Source organism: Ruegeria sp. BF8 (assembly GCF_056538625.1).
This window is the reverse complement of record NZ_JBQFTL010000004.1, coordinates 226,900-242,801: the sequence shown is the minus strand read 5'-3', so window position 1 is coordinate 242,801 and position 15,902 is coordinate 226,900. Positions and strand designations below refer to the sequence as shown.

Annotated in this window: 14 protein-coding genes and 1 tRNA gene; 11 read left to right on the top strand and 4 right to left on the bottom strand. The window is 60.7% G+C overall.

Going from position 1 to position 15,902, the window contains the following annotated elements; translation table 11 throughout:
* Nucleotides 1-88: 88 nt before the first annotated feature.
* Entirely contained in the window at nt 89-271 is a 183-nt protein-coding gene (locus ACR0LD_RS14845) for a hypothetical protein (protein WP_480637657.1), read from the top strand.
* On the opposite strand, the gene ACR0LD_RS14840 is transcribed toward ACR0LD_RS14845, so the two are convergent.
* Complete coding sequence (locus tag ACR0LD_RS14840; RefSeq protein ID WP_480637655.1) at nt 253-1,524, bottom strand: tyrosine-type recombinase/integrase; 1,272 nt, start codon at nt 1,522-1,524, stop codon at nt 253-255. The genes ACR0LD_RS14845 and ACR0LD_RS14840 overlap by 19 nt on opposite strands.
* Nucleotides 1,525-1,673: 149 nt before the next feature.
* A tRNA-Ser gene (locus ACR0LD_RS14835) sits at nt 1,674-1,763 on the bottom strand.
* Nucleotides 1,764-2,472: 709 nt separating this feature from the next.
* On the opposite strand from ACR0LD_RS14835, the gene ACR0LD_RS14830 reads away from it, so the two are divergent.
* Nucleotides 2,473-3,258 (top strand): FecR family protein, encoded by a 786-nt coding sequence (locus ACR0LD_RS14830; RefSeq protein WP_367646319.1) that lies wholly within the window; start codon nt 2,473-2,475, stop codon nt 3,256-3,258.
* Between the two features lie 38 nt (nt 3,259-3,296).
* Nucleotides 3,297-5,531, top strand: a complete 2,235-nt coding sequence (locus ACR0LD_RS14825; RefSeq protein WP_480637653.1) for a CHASE2 domain-containing protein — start codon at nt 3,297-3,299, stop codon at nt 5,529-5,531.
* Between the two features lie 232 nt (nt 5,532-5,763).
* Here ACR0LD_RS14825 and hemC read toward each other — a convergent pair whose 3' ends face one another.
* Nucleotides 5,764-6,726: a hydroxymethylbilane synthase gene (gene hemC / locus ACR0LD_RS14820; protein WP_480637651.1), complete on the bottom strand. Its 963-nt coding sequence runs from the start codon at nt 6,724-6,726 to the stop codon at nt 5,764-5,766.
* Between the two features lie 106 nt (nt 6,727-6,832).
* On the opposite strand from hemC, the gene hemE reads away from it, so the two are divergent.
* A complete protein-coding gene (gene hemE / locus ACR0LD_RS14815; RefSeq protein WP_480637649.1) occupies nt 6,833-7,867 on the top strand; it encodes a uroporphyrinogen decarboxylase in 1,035 nt (344 codons plus the stop codon).
* Between the two features lie 54 nt (nt 7,868-7,921).
* Here hemE and ACR0LD_RS14810 read toward each other — a convergent pair whose 3' ends face one another.
* Nucleotides 7,922-9,016, bottom strand: coding sequence for a CaiB/BaiF CoA transferase family protein (locus ACR0LD_RS14810; protein WP_480637852.1), 1,095 nt, complete (start codon nt 9,014-9,016; stop codon nt 7,922-7,924).
* A 185-nt stretch (nt 9,017-9,201) separates the two neighbouring features.
* Between ACR0LD_RS14810 and ACR0LD_RS14805 the strand changes: the two genes are divergently transcribed.
* From ACR0LD_RS14805 to ACR0LD_RS14775, 7 genes are all read left to right on the top strand, one after another.
* Nucleotides 9,202-10,476: a TAXI family TRAP transporter solute-binding subunit gene (locus ACR0LD_RS14805; protein WP_480637647.1), complete on the top strand. Its 1,275-nt coding sequence runs from the start codon at nt 9,202-9,204 to the stop codon at nt 10,474-10,476.
* An 84-nt stretch (nt 10,477-10,560) separates the two neighbouring features.
* Nucleotides 10,561-11,085 (top strand): SRPBCC family protein, encoded by a 525-nt coding sequence (locus tag ACR0LD_RS14800; protein ID WP_480637645.1) that lies wholly within the window; start codon nt 10,561-10,563, stop codon nt 11,083-11,085.
* A gap of 91 nt (nt 11,086-11,176) precedes the next feature.
* Nucleotides 11,177-12,106 (top strand): ABC transporter ATP-binding protein, encoded by a 930-nt coding sequence (locus ACR0LD_RS14795; RefSeq protein ID WP_170343068.1) that lies wholly within the window; start codon nt 11,177-11,179, stop codon nt 12,104-12,106.
* Complete coding sequence (locus ACR0LD_RS14790; RefSeq protein WP_093963579.1) at nt 12,103-12,864, top strand: ABC transporter permease; 762 nt, start codon at nt 12,103-12,105, stop codon at nt 12,862-12,864. Before ACR0LD_RS14795 ends, ACR0LD_RS14790 begins: the two co-directional genes overlap by 4 nt.
* A gap of 104 nt (nt 12,865-12,968) precedes the next feature.
* Nucleotides 12,969-13,766, top strand: a complete 798-nt coding sequence (locus ACR0LD_RS14785; RefSeq protein WP_170342352.1) for a S49 family peptidase — start codon at nt 12,969-12,971, stop codon at nt 13,764-13,766.
* A 168-nt stretch (nt 13,767-13,934) separates the two neighbouring features.
* Nucleotides 13,935-14,885 carry a calcium/sodium antiporter gene (locus tag ACR0LD_RS14780; protein ID WP_170342350.1) on the top strand — a complete coding sequence of 317 codons (951 nt, stop codon included), beginning with the start codon at nt 13,935-13,937 and terminating at the stop codon, nt 14,883-14,885.
* Between the two features lie 22 nt (nt 14,886-14,907).
* Nucleotides 14,908-15,687 carry an SDR family oxidoreductase gene (locus tag ACR0LD_RS14775; protein WP_170342348.1) on the top strand — a complete coding sequence of 260 codons (780 nt, stop codon included), beginning with the start codon at nt 14,908-14,910 and terminating at the stop codon, nt 15,685-15,687.
* Nucleotides 15,688-15,902 lie beyond the last annotated feature (215 nt).

Below are 15,902 nucleotides of genomic sequence, written 5' to 3'. Positions count from 1 at the left end.
GCACCCAAGGTCCGTGTCAGAACGGCAACACCAAGAGGAACTTTTCGGAGTTTTCTGCATCGCGTCGGCTCGTTGCTATAGCGGGCGTATGAGCGCTGATCTGGAAAAACTGAAGGCCGCATACGAAAAAGCGGCTGCTTTGGTCGTCGAGGACTCGGTTTATTTGCCGGTCTTCGAGCGGATCGAACGTGAGATCGCTCTATTAGAAAAGCAGGAAGACACGATACAGAGGGCCAAGGCAATCGCCGAGCGCTACAAAGCCGTTGCTTGAATGAGCTGTTGCAGGTGTTCCAAGCTCGCGCCCTTGCCATACCTTTCGCGATCAAGTGCGTGGCCCATGAGATCACGTCGGATACGCTCATCGACCCCGGCGGCCAGCATTCGATCTTCGAAGCTGTGTCGCAGACCGTAGAGCGTGTGCTTTGGTGTCTCCATCAAGCCGTTCTCGCGCAGGAACTTGTTCACGGTCGCCGACAGACTGGCAGAGCTGTCCCTATAACGCGGGAAGCCGTCCGGGCAGGCGCGCATAGCTTCCAAGCTTATCCCGCAGAGCGGTATACAACGACGCGCGTTGGCGCTCTTGAGTTGGCGTCCTACCGGCTCAATGGAAATATGCGGCACATTGCTGTCGAGACGTATCTGGGCGGCCGTGAGCGACGCAAGCTCGCTTGGTCGAGCTCCCGTATTGATCATAGCGAGCAGGATGCCGCGCGCTTCCTCGTTCAAACCATTCAGAGCGCCCGGTGCCAAGATCTTGTCTCTGATCCATGCATCCGAAAATGGAGGCCGCGGTTCAGGTTCCCCTTCTTTGAAGCTGAGATCGGACAGGGGTAGAACCAAGCCCAAGCGCTTCATCTTGTTCACGGTCTTCAGAACGTCACCAAGATGGATGAGATCTTTGTTGGCACTGCCGGGCGACAGACCCTCGTTTTCGATCCTGTCCAGCCACCAAGCGCGGAAGTCGAGCATGTCATCGCCAGTGATCTCGGATATCGATTTGTCACCTACGACCGTGACAAAGGTGTTAACCGCCTTCTTACGAGGATTCTTCCATTTGCGGATTTGATCTGCGCTCTTACCGAAGGTTTTCTCTCGTGCCAGGTCCCAATAAAGCTCTAGGGCTCGTGTAACTGTGATCGCGGGCTCTTTGGCGCCACCTAGTAGCGCTGCAGCCTCCCTCAGGTCAGGTTTGCCGTTTCTCGTTGAGATCGCGCCGATCCGATCCAAGAGCTCTTCAGTGGGTAGCTTTGCGACCCTGTCAACGCGCATATAACGGAAGCCACGCGCCTCTGCGAGTTGCCGAGCGGCTTCAAAACGCTGTTCTGCATCCGAGGTGTCACCGGCCAGTTTTGCCTCCCACCCGGCGATCAACTGTTCCCAAGCCGGGCCCGCCTTCGCCTCAGCCTCAGACACGCTGTCCGTGTGCAGGGACAGCCAGATGAACTTGCGCGGCTCCACCGACTCATACCTTTTGGGAACCCTTTTGTAGAGAGAAAGCTTTTTTCCTCTGGTTTTGATAGCCATTGTCACCTCACTGCCTGGCAAGCAGTGTAAAGCAAAATGTATAGCGATTTGTATAGCAGATTTGGCTGATGTAGGGCGGATCGCGTTGCGGATTCGCGCAAAAACTAATCAAATACAATGGCCTGAGCGAATCTCAGAGTGAGGGTGGATGGCGGAGACGAAGGGATTCGAACCCTCGAGACGGTTTCCCGCCTACTCCCTTAGCAGGGGAGCGCCTTCGACCACTCGGCCACGTCTCCGCCGACGGGTATAGCCGTGCAAGCGACGGAAATACAAGGCCAATTCCTGCACCACCGGAAATTTTTGCCGGATTGGGCGAAGCCCTTGAAAACGCTTGGAATCGCTTGGGTCTGCACCCGCTTGGGCAAAGGCGTGGTCGCTATGTCTTGCTGTTGGATTTTCAAGAACCATGCGTGGATTCGCGTTCTGCTTCGATTTGGTTTCGCTGAACCAACGTCGGTTGGCCTTAGAATGTACGCGCGGCCAGAGTACGTAATCGGACACAAAAATTTGGGCGAGCCAGGTGCGGTAGGGAACTGCATCTGCAAAATGATGGGTGTCGCAAACGGCTGAACCAATTGGAGAGGTTGCCTGCCTTTGGCGTTGGAACGCGCTCTGCTGGATCACCAGTGCCAGGTGGATTGAGTTGCAGAAACGGCCGTTTCTTTTGACTGAACTCGGCGGCTCAGCTTCTCCGCTGAAAAGGCATAAGAACAGAAAACTTGCCAATTACATGCCAATGGATGCATATTTGCTAAGATTTTAGTCTTTTTGATTGATCCAAAAAAACAGTTTCAGAGGCTGGCCGGGCAGTGAGCGCATCCGCGCTCGACAGTAACCTTTGGGGGAAGGGCTGGCATTTTGGCTTGGTTGAAGATTGTTCTGGTTGGTTTTTTCGTTCTTTGCGTTCCTGCCCTCAGTTGGGCAAATATCGGAACCGTAATCAGCGTGAAACAGGGGGCGGACGTGACCCGTGGCGGCAAAACGCTGCCCCTGCGTAATGGGATGGAGGTGTTGTCCGGCGACTCGATCGTCACGGATGCGAATGGCGTGGTTCAGCTTGTCTTTGTGGATGACACGAAGATCGCGGTTGGTCCCAATGCGCGGATGGTTCTGGACGTGAAGATGTTGCGCGGCAACCGCAAGGCTAAAAGCTTTGCTGTCGAGGCGCTGGGTGGAAGCTTCCGGTTCATCTCGGGCAAAAGCAGGAAAGGCGCCTACTCCATCAAGACGCCGACGGCCACCATGGCGGTGCGGGGCACGGTATTTGACATGTGGATCGCGCCGGGAAACCAAAGCGCGATGCTCGTGCTGCACGGCACGGTTCAGATGTGTGGCCTCGGCGGCTCTTGCCGATCAACGGGTCGGATTTGCAGCTTGTATGCAACCAGCCAGCGTGGTGCGGTCGGGCGCCCGGTCGATCAGGCGATGTATGACAAGGCCGTGGTCAGTGGTTTTCCGTTCATTCAGTCGCAGAAAGACCTCAAGCCGCCTTTGCAGGTGGATGTCGAAGGTTGCTCGGGTGAATCCCAACCTGCGCCGCGCGCAAAATCGGACGCGCCCGAACCGCGCCGGTCCGCTCCGCCGCAGAGGCAGGTCAAGGCAGCGGTTGCCGCGCCGCCCGAACAACCGGATCCGGTCGGGCAGTTCGACAGGCCGGGCGACCGGCCCGAAACTGTCGATGATCGGCGGGATACTGGCGGCGGTGTCTTTGGGTCCGGCGGCGATGGCTAGAGCGTTGTCCATGTCGTTGCCGGCGAGCAGAGGTTGACGTGAGTGTCAGGCAGCACGAGAAAGCCGGACGGCGCCGTGCTTTTCGGCTGGTGGGCCTGGGTCTGATCCTGTTTGGTTGTCTGCTGCGGGTACTGGACCCTTATCCGGTCCGCATGTCCCGGCTGATCTATTTCGACGTGTTGCAGCGGTTGTCCCCGCGCGCCTTCGATCCCGATTTGCCGGTTCGGGTCGTCGATATCGACGAGACGTCGCTCGAGAATTGGGGCCAATGGCCCTGGCCCCGGACCCTGTTGACGCAGATGGTCGAGCGTTTGGGCGAGTATGGCGCCGCTTCAATCGCTTTTGACATGTTGTTCGCCGAGCCCGATCGGTACTCACCGTCGCGGCTGCTGAGTGATCCGGCCCTGGCTGACATTCTCAGCGCCAAAAAGGAGGCCGCCCAGCTGGACAATGACATCTTGTTCGGGGCCGAGGTTTCGAACTGGCCCGTCGTGATGGGTGTGGCGGCGCGATTGACCGGAGGGGATCAGGACATTGCCCCGAAGGCCGGGATCGTGGAGATCGGCGAAAACCCGGCCGCCGGGCTGGTGTCCGTGCCCCACTGGACTCCGCTGGCGCCACCGCTGGACCGGGATGCAACCGGGATCGGCGGTGTGAATGTTTCACCTTTGGGCGGCACGGGCGTGGTGCGTCGGGTTCCGGTGTTGTGGCAGGGGCCAAGCGGTGTTCTGCCCGGACTTGGGCTGGAGGCTCTGAGGGTCGCGACGGGCGAGCCGGTGATCTTCATCGAAGGGGCTCAGGGCGAGGCCGGCATCGTGCTGTCGGTCGAATTGGCGGGTCTGGTCCTGCCCACAACGGAAAACGGAGAGGTCTGGGTCAGGTACAGACCGGATGATCCCGCGCTCTACCTGTCGGCCAATGACATACTGCAATCCGCAGATGATCCGGTTCTGCGCAGCCAGATCGAAGGCCGGATCGTATTGATCGGAACGTCGGCGGCAGGTCTGTTCGACATGCATCAGACTGCGTTGGGAGAGTCCGTTCCAGGCGTCTCCATCCACGCCCAAGTCATCGAGCAGGCGCTGCTGGGCGACATGCTGACCCGGTCGGATGTCACCGCCGCCCTCGAACTTCTGGCTTTCATCATCCTTGGAGTCGTCGTCACGGTCGTCATGTCCAGTTTTGGAGCCGTTGCCTCGTTCATGGCCGGCGGCATCGCGGCGGCCGTGGTTGTCGGGGTCAGTTGGTTGGCATTTCAGAACCAGTCCGTGCTGTTCGATGCAACCTTCCCGCTTGCCGGCGGGATGGCCAATTTCGGGCTGTTGTCCGGTTATCTGTTCATATCGACCGAGCGGGAAAAGCGGGTGATCCGGCGGATCTTCTCGCACTATGTCGCGCCCGAGATCCTGGACGAGATGGATGCAACCGGACACCAACTTCAACTGGGCGGTGAAACGCAGGAAATCACGGTCATGTTCTCGGACATTCGCGGGTTTACACCGTTGTCCGAGCGGGTGTCGGCCACGGACCTGGTCGCGCTGCTCAATGAACTGTTTTCGGTCATCGGAGACCGGATCCTGCACGAAAAAGGCACCATCGACAAATTCATCGGGGATGCGGTCATGGCGTTCTGGAACGCGCCGGTTCCGGTGGAGCGGCACCCGCTTCTGGCGGCACAGGCTGCGTTGCAGATGCGGCGAGCTCTGGCCGAGTTCAATGCTTCGGACACGATGCGCGGGCATCCTCCGATCGCATTGGCGACAGGATGTGCCACGGGAATGGCCTGCGTCGGCAACATTGGCTCGCGGCGGCGATTCAACTACACGGTGATCGGAGATGTGGTCAACGTCGCCGCTCGAATCGAGCAGAGTTGCCGCCAGGTCGAATATGACATCCTGATCTCAAGCTCAGTCTCACAGGCTGCTGGCGCCGATCTCGCGATGCTCGAAGCAGGGCTTGTTCATCTGAAAGGCAAGACCGAACTGGAGCCGTTATTTGCTTTGGTCGGTGACAGCGTGTTGGCCCATAGCGCGGATTTCCGGAAGCTGCAGGAGATGCATCAGGATCTGATCATTGCGATACGTGCACGGCGGGCTCACGACGAAATACAGCGCTTGAGTGAAGCCTGCAGCGCCCAAGCAGGCTTGGTCGAACCGGGCCTGCGCGCGTTCTATGCGGCCTTGCCGGGACGGTCGGCTGATTTCCGGTTCGACATCCGCTCGGGCCAGGCGATGTTCAGCCATCATGGCAACGTGCACCGGTTTCCCGGATGACAGGGACCCATTGCGGGCCGCAGAGTCAAAACGGGCCGTGCCTTTTTTAAAGGCACGGCCCGTTTCGATCGGACAGGGTTCTCAGTCTCGCCCCCTCGAATACTATCTACAAAATCACGAACTAAAACTTCGATACATTCGAGACTGATCCACATTCCCAATCGGGATGACACATTGATGCCCGATTTCAACCGGGGCGACAGTGAAGCAGTTCACATTCGCAGAAACTTTTTTACAAATTTCTCCACTCGAAGAATCCGGGCCCGGCACGGTGCAGCAGTTCTGCCGCCACGGCCCGGCCCATTTCCGCTGCGTCCTCCGTCGAACCGGTCTGGCTTTCGGTGATGGCATCCGATCCATCCGGGCGCAGGACCTCGCCGCGTAGGCGCAACTGCCCATCGGCAAGTTCGGCCAGACCGGCAATCGGAGTTTCGCAGGACCCGTCCAGCGCGGCCAGCAACGTGCGCTCGGCCGCCAAGCGACAGGCCGTTTCAGAGTGATGAATGGCTTCCAGCATCTCGGCGGCCCGGTGGTCGTCCACGCGGCGTTCGATGCCGATCGTACCTTGTGCGATGGCCGGCAGCATGTCGTCGGGCGAGATCGCAGTGGCAGGGACGTCCTGCATGTTCAGGCGGCGGATGCCGGCCATGGCCAGGAATGTGCATTCGGCCACGCCATCAGCCAGCTTCTTCAGCCGGGTCTGCACGTTGCCCCGGAACTCGACCACGTTCAGATCGGGCCGGCGGTGCAGCAATTGTGCCCGCCGCCGCAGCGACGAGGTGCCGACGACCGCACCTTCGGGCAGGTCATGGATCGAGTTGAGGCGGGGCGAGATGAAGGCATCGCGCACGTCCTCGCGCGGCAGGAACGTGTCCAGCACCAGCCCCTGCGGCTGTTCGACGGGCATGTCCTTGGTCGAGTGCACGGCGATGTCGATGTCCCCGCCCAGCATCGCCTCTTCGATTTCCTTGGTGAACAGGCCCTTGTTGCCGATCTCTTTCAACGGGCGGTCCGCGTCGATCATGGCGCGGTTGTCGCCGGTGGTCTTGATCACCACGATCTCGAACGCCTGTTCCGGCAGATCGAAGGCATCGCACAGCCGCTGACGGGTTTCATGGGCCTGGGCCAGCGCCAGCGGCGAACCACGGGTGCCGATCTTCAGCGGCGATGCGGGGGTGGGCAGGGTCAAAGTCATGGGCACAGCTTTAGTCGCGTCACATTGCCCTGACAATGGGGGCCACGCTTGACATTTTGCCGCTGAAGGCGGACCCGTTGCGCAAACCGGAATAGTGGGGGCTGACATGGCCGAGAACAAGAAACTGCTGCGGGCGCTGGCGGGCGAGGTACTGGACACGCCGCCGATCTGGATGATGCGACAGGCCGGACGCTATCTGCCGGAATACCGCGCGACGCGGGAACAGGCGGGCGATTTCCTGTCGCTGTGCTACACCCCCGATCTGGCGGCCGAGGTGACGCTGCAGCCGATCCGCCGCTATGGGTTCGATGCCGCGATCCTGTTTGCCGACATCCTGCTGGTGCCGCAGGCGCTGGGCGCCGACCTTTGGTTCGTCACCGGCGAAGGGCCGCGCCTGTCGACGATCACGCAGCAACCGGATTTCGATGCGTTGAAGCCGGTTGATGCGATTCACGAGACCTTGTCGCCCGTCTATGAAACCGTGCGCATCCTGTCGCGCGAGCTGCCGTCCGAGACGACTCTCATTGGCTTTGCCGGCGCCCCGTGGACCGTTGCGACCTATATGATCGCCGGGCGTGGCACCCCTGATCAGGGTCCCGCCCACGCCCTGCGCGAGGAAAACACCGCTCTGTTCGAGGCGTTGCTGGACCGGATCACTGCGGCCACGATCGAATATCTGTCGGCTCAGATCGAAGCGGGGGCCGAGGTGGTCAAGATTTTCGACAGCTGGGCCGGGTCGCTGAAAGGTGAGGCTTTCACCAAATACGCGGTCCAGCCGTGCCGGATCATCACCCAGGCGCTCAAGGAACGCCATCCGGGCATTCCGGTCATCGGTTTCCCGCGTGAGGCGGGCGAGGGCTATGTCGGCTTCGCGAAGGCCACCGGTGTCGATTGCGTGGCGCTGGACAACTCGGTTGCGCCGGAATGGGCGGCCGAACATGTGCAGGTGGATGGCTGCGTGCAAGGCAACCTGGCCTCGTCTCACATGGTGACCGGCGGGCAGGCCCTGGTGGATGAGACCCGCCGCATCCTGCGTGCCTTTTCCAACGGGCCGCATATTTTCAATCTGGGACACGGGATCACACCGGATGCCGACCCGGAGAATGTGCAGCTGATGATCGACACGGTGCGCGGCGGATAGGCGGCGTGGGAGGGGGCCAGCCCCCTCTTGGCCGTTGGCTAGATGAAGGATGTGTCAGGTCTTTTTGAGAGCCTGAAGTTCGTTCAGAATTTCGGTCGTGTGTTGGCCGCGGGCCGGGCTGGGTTTCGGTTGCCATTGGTGGGTGGAGAAGCGCGGGGCGGCGGCGGCCTGCAGGGTGCCGCCTGTTTCTCGCCAGGTTTGGCGGGCGGTGTTCATCGGGTGGGTTGCGGCCTCGTCGGGGCTGAGCACCGGGGCGACGCAGGCGTCTGAGCCTTCGAACAGTTTGGCCCAATGGTCGCGCGGTTTGGTTGCGAAGATTTCCGCCAGGCGCTGGGTCAAATCTGGCCAGAGCGTGCTGTCGTATTGTTGCTGGAACGCCGGGTCTTGGGACAGGCCCAGGATTTCCAGGAATTGGGCATAGAATTTCGGTTCGAGACATTGGACCGAAACAAAGCCGCCATCCGCGCAGGCGTAGGTACGGCTCCAATGCGGGCCGTCCAACAGGCTCTGGCCGCGCGTGTCGGACAGGTTGCCGGTCTGGCGCAGGCTCATCAGCAGGTTCATCATGTGCGCGGACCCGTCGTAGATGGCGGCGTCGACCACCGTGCCAGTGCCGGTTGCGCGCGCGTTCAGCAGCCCGGCCAGTATCCCGGTGACCAGATACATCGCGCCGCCGCCGATATCGCCGACCAGCGTGGCCGGGGTCATCGGCTCGATGCCGGGCGGTGAGCCGTACCAGAGCGCTCCCGACAGGGCGATGTAGTTCAGATCATGTCCTGCGGTGTCGGCAAGCGGGCTGTCCTGGCCCCAGCCGGTCATGCGGCCATAGACCAGCGCCGGGTTCAGGGCGTGGCAGGCTTCGGGCCCCAGACCCAGCTTCTCCATCACGCCAGGGCGGAAGCCTTCAATCAACGCATCGGCGGTTTCGATCAGGCGCCGGGCGGTTTCGAGGTCGTCGGGGTCCTTGAGGTCGAGCGCGATCGAGCGCTTGCCCCGGTCCAGCACGGATCGGTCCGGCATGCCGGGTGTGACGGCGCCCCCCTTGCGGTGGATGGTCACGACATCGGCCCCCAGATCCGCCAGCATCATGGCGGCGAACGGGCCGGGGCCGAGACCCTCGATTTCGACAACACGGATTCCGTTCAGCATGAGCAGCACTCCCTCGCGGCGATGCTGGCCGGCGCCCAGCAGGAATGCAAGACCGACCGGCGGCGACGCGGCGTCTGGCATCGGTCTGATCCGGAACGGGAAAAACCAACAAACACATCGGAATACTTGCCAGCTTGGGGCCAGCGGCGTAGCGTGCTGTCCGGGGTGGACCAGCGAGGGGTAGGATGCGTCTTTGGATCACGATCAGTGCCGCCATGGTCTTGGCGGTTCTTGTGGCAATCATCCTTCTGCTGCACCCGCCCGGCGACCTGCGCATGGCAGCCGGACCGGCGGGTGGTGCCTATATCGAAGTGGCGCAGGACTATTCCGATATCCTTGCCGAGGATGACATTCGGCTCGAGATCGTCGAAACCGCAGGGTCTGTCGAAAATGCGCGTCTCCTGGAAGACGGGGCTGTGGATGTGGCCTTCTTGCAGGGCGGCATCGAAGTTGACCCGGAACGGGCGCAGGCCATCGGGGCCGTGTTTTTCGAGCCGATGATTTTCATGGCGCGCGAGGATGCGTGGATTCCGCCCAATCCCGCGCTGTGGCGTGGGTTGAGCATCAACAGCGGTGCGCCCGGGTCCGGCACCGCGGACGCATTCCGCGACTTCGAGCGCGCGGTCGGGCTGGCCCAAGAGGATAACGTGCATGTTGCACTGCCCTATGACCAGGCGGCCGACGCCTTGTTGGACGGAACGTTGGACATCGCCGTCTTTGTCGCCCCGATCGAAGCCCCCTACCTGCTGGCCGCGTACGAGGTGCCGGGACTGAAGGTGCTGAACCTTGAACATGTCGAGGCGATTTCGCGTCGTTTGTCCTATGCCACCGTGGTGACCGTACCGACCGGAGGCATGTCGCTGAACCCGGTTCTGCCGCCGCGCCCGGTAGATCTGATCGCTCTCGAGGCGCGGCTGGTCGTGCGGCCGGGACTGCATCCGGCGTTGGTCAATCGACTGACGATGGCGGCGATCGCCCTGCACGAGGCTCAGGGCATCATTAATGACCCCGGGGCCTTTCCGGGGATCGAAGGGACCGCATTGCCCCTCAACAACACCGCACGGCAGCTGATACTTGAAGGGCCATCCACCTGGCATGATTGGTTGCCTTATTGGGTGGCGGCGCAGGTCAATCGGGTTTTCCTTTTGTTCCTGCCGTTCTTTTTCATCGTCCTTCCGCTGGTCCGGTTGTTGCCGCGCATCTACGCCTATTTCCAACGATGGCGTGTCTGGCAGCACTACCCGGAAATTCGTCTGATCGAACAGGACCTGGCCGACAACCCTTCCGCGGAAGACCTCGTGCGGATGCAAGGCCAATTGCAGGTGCTGGACGAAAAGCTGGCGGACCTACGGCTGCCAGCGGCCTACAGGCAAGGGCAGTATGATGCCCGTCTGCATCTGGAACTGGTGCAGAAACGGATTTCCGACATGCGGGCTCAGGATTCCGGGGGCGGCGGGTAATGTGTGGAACACGGTTGCCGCAACGGCAGTTCGTGGATAGGTCTTTGGTCGAATATCAGACATTTAAGAAAGGGGGGTGGTCCCATGCAAATGAGTGACACGCGTGAAATTCAGGCGGCGCCGTCCGATGTCTATGCGGCCCTGCTGGACCCCGAGGTGCTGAAAGCCTGCGTGCCCGGTGCGCAAGAGGTTTCGGGCAATCCGACGGACGGTTACGAGGCGACCGTGGTGCAGAAAGTCGGGCCGGTAAAGGCCACGTTCAAAGGCACCGTCACGATGTCCGACATGGTTGAGGGTCAAAGCCTGACCATCGCCGGTGAGGGCAAAGGCGGGGCGGCGGGTTTTGCAAAGGGCAGCGCCAGTGTCACGTTCAGCGCCAGTGACAGCGGTGGAACGGTTCTGGCCTATGACGTGGATGCCAAGGTTGGCGGAAAGCTGGCGCAGCTAGGCAGCCGTTTGATCGACGGCTTTGCCAAAAAGATGGCTGACCAGTTCTTCTCGAACCTTCAGCAGCATTTCGAAGGCCCTGCAGCGCCGGAAGAGGGCGGCAAAGACACCTCCGAGGGGGAAAAGAAAGGCTGGCTGGGTCGCCTGACCGGGCGCGAGTGAAACCTGCGTTTGTGCGCAGAGGACTGTGCGAATTTGGTCTGTTCGGCAATCCTCTGGCGCGATACTGTCCCGGCCAGAACTGGGAAAACGCATGACGACAATTCTTTCGATCAAGGATCTGCGCAAAACCTATGCCGGCGGGTTCGAAGCGCTGAAAGGCGTATCGCTGGACATCGAAGAGGGCGAGATCCTGGCCCTGCTCGGCCCGAACGGGGCGGGAAAGACAACCCTGATCTCGACGGTTTGCGGGATTACCACGCCCACGTCTGGGACCGTCACAGTAGGGGGGCACGACATCCTCACGGACTTTCGTGCAGCCCGGCGCATGATCGGCCTCGTGCCGCAGGAAATTGCGCTGGAGCCGTTCGAGAAGGTCTGGAACACCGTACGGTTTTCGCGCGGTCTGTTCGGCTATGGGCAGGACAGCGCGCGGATCGAGGAGATCCTGCGCAAGCTGTCGCTGTGGGACAAGCGCAAGAACGCGATCAAGGAACTGTCGGGCGGCATGAAGCGGCGGGTGCTAATCGCCAAGGCGCTGGCGCACGAGCCGCGGGTGCTGTTTCTGGATGAACCCACCGCCGGTGTGGATGTCGAACTGCGCAAGGACATGTGGGCCATCGTCGACGAGTTGAAGGCTGCCGGTGTCACCATCATTCTGACCACCCACTACATCGAAGAGGCCGAAGCCATCGCCGACCGGATCGGTGTGATCGACAAGGGCGAACTGATGCTGGTGCAGGACAAAAACACCTTGATGGCGCAGATGGGCAAGAAGCAGATCGAGGTCATGCTGACCCGCACGATCTCGGACATTCCCGGCAGTCTGGCCCACCACAATCTGGTGCTGAACGGGCAGGGCGATGCGCTGATCTATACTTACGACACCAATGCCGATCGCACTGGCATCACCACTTTGCTGAATGACGTGGCCGAGGCGGGGCTGGTGCTGCGTGACGTTCAGACCCGGCAATCGAGCCTGGAAGAGATTTTCGTCAATCTCGTGTCCGGAGATGCCGCATGAACTGGTCCGCCATCGCCGCCATCTACCGGTTCGAAATGGCCCGGTTCTTCCGCACCCTCGCGCAGAGCTTCCTGTCGCCGGTGCTGTCGACCTCGCTGTACTTCGTGGTGTTCGGCACCGCCATCGGCAGTCGCATCCAGGAGGTCGAGGGCGTCTCCTACGGCGCCTTCATCGTGCCGGGGCTGATCATGCTGTCGGTGGTGATGCTGTCGATCTCGAACGCGTCCTTTGGCATCTATTTCCCCAAGTTCCTGGGCACGATCTACGAACTGCTCTCGGCTCCGGTGAATTTCATCGAGATCGTGATCGGCTATGTGGGCGCCGCCGCGACCAAGGCGTTGTTCGTGGGATTGGTGATCCTGACCACCGCCACGTTCTTCGTGGACATCCGCATCGAGCACCCCTTCGCGATGGCCGCCTTTCTGATCCTGTCCTGCCTCAGCTTTTCCCTGCTGGGCTTCATCATCGGGATCTGGGCCAGCAATTTCGAACAGATGTCGTTGGTACCGCAGCTGGTTGTGACGCCTCTGATCTTTCTGGGCGGCACGTTCTACTCGATTTCGATGCTGCCGCCGGTGTGGCAGACGATCTCGTTGTTCAACCCGGTGGTCTATTTGATCTCGGGCTTTCGCTGGTCGTTTTACGGGCTTTCGGACGTGCCCATTCTGCTTAGCCTTCTGGCGATCCTGGCCTTTACCGGCTTCTGCCTGGCGGTCATCGGTTGGATCTTCAAAACCGGGTGGCGCATCCGCAGCTAGGGCGTTGCATTTTTGCCGTGGCTGAACAGGATTTTGGTTCACGTCACGTTCATGGCAGGTGGGGTCCCTTGTTTAAGGGGCGGGCGCACTCTACATCGGCACCCATGAAACTCAGCCTGCCGTTTCTCAACAAGCAGCCAACCGTGGCTGTCGTTCGCCTGTCCGGAGCCATTGGAATGGCTGGCCGAGCCTCGCTGAACGATGCCTCTTTGGCACCGGTTCTGGAAAAAGCCTTCCGCAAGGGAAAACCTGCCGCCGTCGCGCTCGAGATCAATTCGCCGGGCGGATCGCCGGTGCAAAGCTCGCTGATCGGTGCGCGGATCCGACGGTTGGCCGACGAGTTCAAGGTGCCAGTCCATGCCTTTGTCGAGGACGTGGCGGCCTCGGGTGGTTATTGGCTTGCGGCTTCGGCGGACGAGATCTGGGCGGATGACAGCTCGGTTCTGGGGTCGATCGGGGTCATCTCCTCGGGGTTCGGAGCCCATGTTTTTCTGGCCCGTCAGGGGATTGAGCGGCGCGTGCACACCGCCGGGAAATCCAAATCGATGCTGGACCCGTTCTCTCCGGAGAAAGAAGAGGATGTCGCGCGTCTCAAGGGGCTTTTGGAGGACATCCACCAGAATTTCATTGCCTATGTGAAAGCTCGGCGCGGCAGTCGCTTGGACGAGGCCGCCGATCTGTTTACCGGTGAAATCTGGCTGGCGCGGCGTGCGCATGAACTTGGGCTGATCGACGGCATCGCGCATCTGAAGCCAAGGATGCAGGAAGTGTTTGGCGACAAGGTCAAATTCCGGCGCTACGGGTTGCGCCGACCGATCTGGTCGCGGTTCGGAACGGACATGGCGCAGGACGCCATTTCCCTGCTCGAGGAGCGCGCGGCCTACGCGCGCTTTGGTATGTGACGTGATCGTCAAGGTCGTCATTCTGTTTCTGGTTGCCATGGGGGTCCTGGCGATGTTCGGAAAGCTGCGCTTTCCCGGCCAACAGCGATTGAACTCCGCGAAATGTCCGCGCTGCGGTCGATTCCGGATCGGCAAGGGCCCCTGCAAATGTGAGCAAGGAGGGCGTCGATGACGGCCTGGCTGCTTTCCGGTCTTGGCTTGTTGATCCTGCTGTTGGCCGGTGACGCGCTGGTGCGGGGTGCGGTGAATCTCAGCCTGCGTCTGGGTGTTCCCGCCCTAATCGTCAGCCTGACGATCGTGGCCTTCGGTACCTCGGCGCCTGAGCTTCTGATTGCCATCAAGGCCATCGAGGAAAATGCGCCCGGTATCGCGTTGGGCAATGTCGTCGGTTCGAACACGGCCAACATCCTGCTGGTCTTGGGTTTGCCGGCCTTGCTGGCCACGATCCACAGCAGCGAATGCAACACGCGCAGAAACTACATCTTCATGTTGCTGGCCTCGGTTCTGTTCATCGGTTTGGCCTTTTGCGGGGAATTCAACCTGTTCAGCGGGGCAATCCTGCTGGCGGGATTGGCTCTGATCCTGCTCAACGCCTTCCGAGAAGCGCACGCGCATCGCAACTCCTGCTCGGAAGAGCAGGACCTGGAAACGCTGGAAGAGGCCGACCCGGACATGCCGTACTGGAAGGTGTCGCTGTATCTGGTGCTGGGGCTGATTGGCCTGCCGATGGGCGCGCACCTTCTGGTCGACAACGCGACCATCATTGCGCGGACCTACGGGGTCAGTGAAACGGTGATCGGGTTGACGCTGGTCGCGGTCGGAACCTCGCTTCCCGAACTGGCGACCACCGTCATGGCCGCGTTGCGCCGGCAGGCCGATGTTGCTCTGGGCAACGTCATCGGTTCGAACATGTTCAACCTTCTGGGCATTGTCGGTATCGCCACGCTGTTCGGGCGCATCCCCGTGGACCCCGAATTCCTGCAATTCGATCTTTGGGTCATGCTGGGCTCGTCCTTGCTGCTGATCCCGTTCGTTTTCTTCAAGCAAGACATCACCCGGGTCTGGGGGTTCATATTGACACTGCTTTACGTCACATACGTCGTGATCTTGTTGGCCTGATCTGACTGAAAGGAGCCCCTTCATGACCCGAGCACTGGTGACCGGCGCCGGCATTCGACTGGGGCGGGCCATGGCGTTGTATCTGGCGAAACGTGGCATGGACGTTGCCGTGCATCACGCAACCTCGGGCGCTGCCGCTGCCGAGACCGTGTCCGAGATCCAGTCGATGGGCCGCAATGCCGTGGCGCTGCAGGCCGATCTGCTGGACGAGGATCAGGTGCAGACCCTTTTGCCGCGCGCGGCCGAGGCGCTGGGCGGTCCGATCACCTGTCTGGTCAACAATGCGTCGATCTTCGAATACGACAACATCCGCACTGCCACCCGGCAAAGCTGGGATCGCCACATGGACAGCAACCTGCGCGCGCCCTTCGTGCTGACGCAGGCCATGGCAAGCCAGGGTCTGGAACCCGAGATGGATGAGAATGACGAACCCGTCGCGACCGGCTTGATCGTGAATATGGTCGACATGCGGGTGCGCAAACTGACGCCTGAGTTCATGTCCTACACCATCGCCAAGATGGGGCTATGGGCATTGACCCGGACGGCGGCCCAGGCACTGACGCCGGCCATTCGCGTCAATGCCATTGGGCCGGGTCCAACCCTGCAGGGACATCGGCAAAGTCCCCAGCACTTCAAGACCCAACGCGAAAACACGGTCTTGGAACGCGGTGCAAACCCGTCGGATATCAACGCGGCCCTTGGGTATTTTCTGGACGCGCATGCGGTCACGGGCCAGCTTTTGTGCGTTGATGGCGGCCAGCATCTGGGCTGGCAAACGCCTGATGTAGTGGGCCTTGAATAGGTATTGCCCCTGCAAGTTTTGCACCGCTCTCGATCCTGTTACAGGTTCGTTACAAAAATGTCTTTTTTTTCATACACTTGTAAAACGAGAATAAAAATATCGTTTAGAATCAATGCATTGAATTTGTGCCTATTTATTGTGCAACGCAGTGAAAACACAAGGATTCAAGGAAAAATCACGGTGCAGGGAAAGTTGTCCGCACAGTTATCCACAAG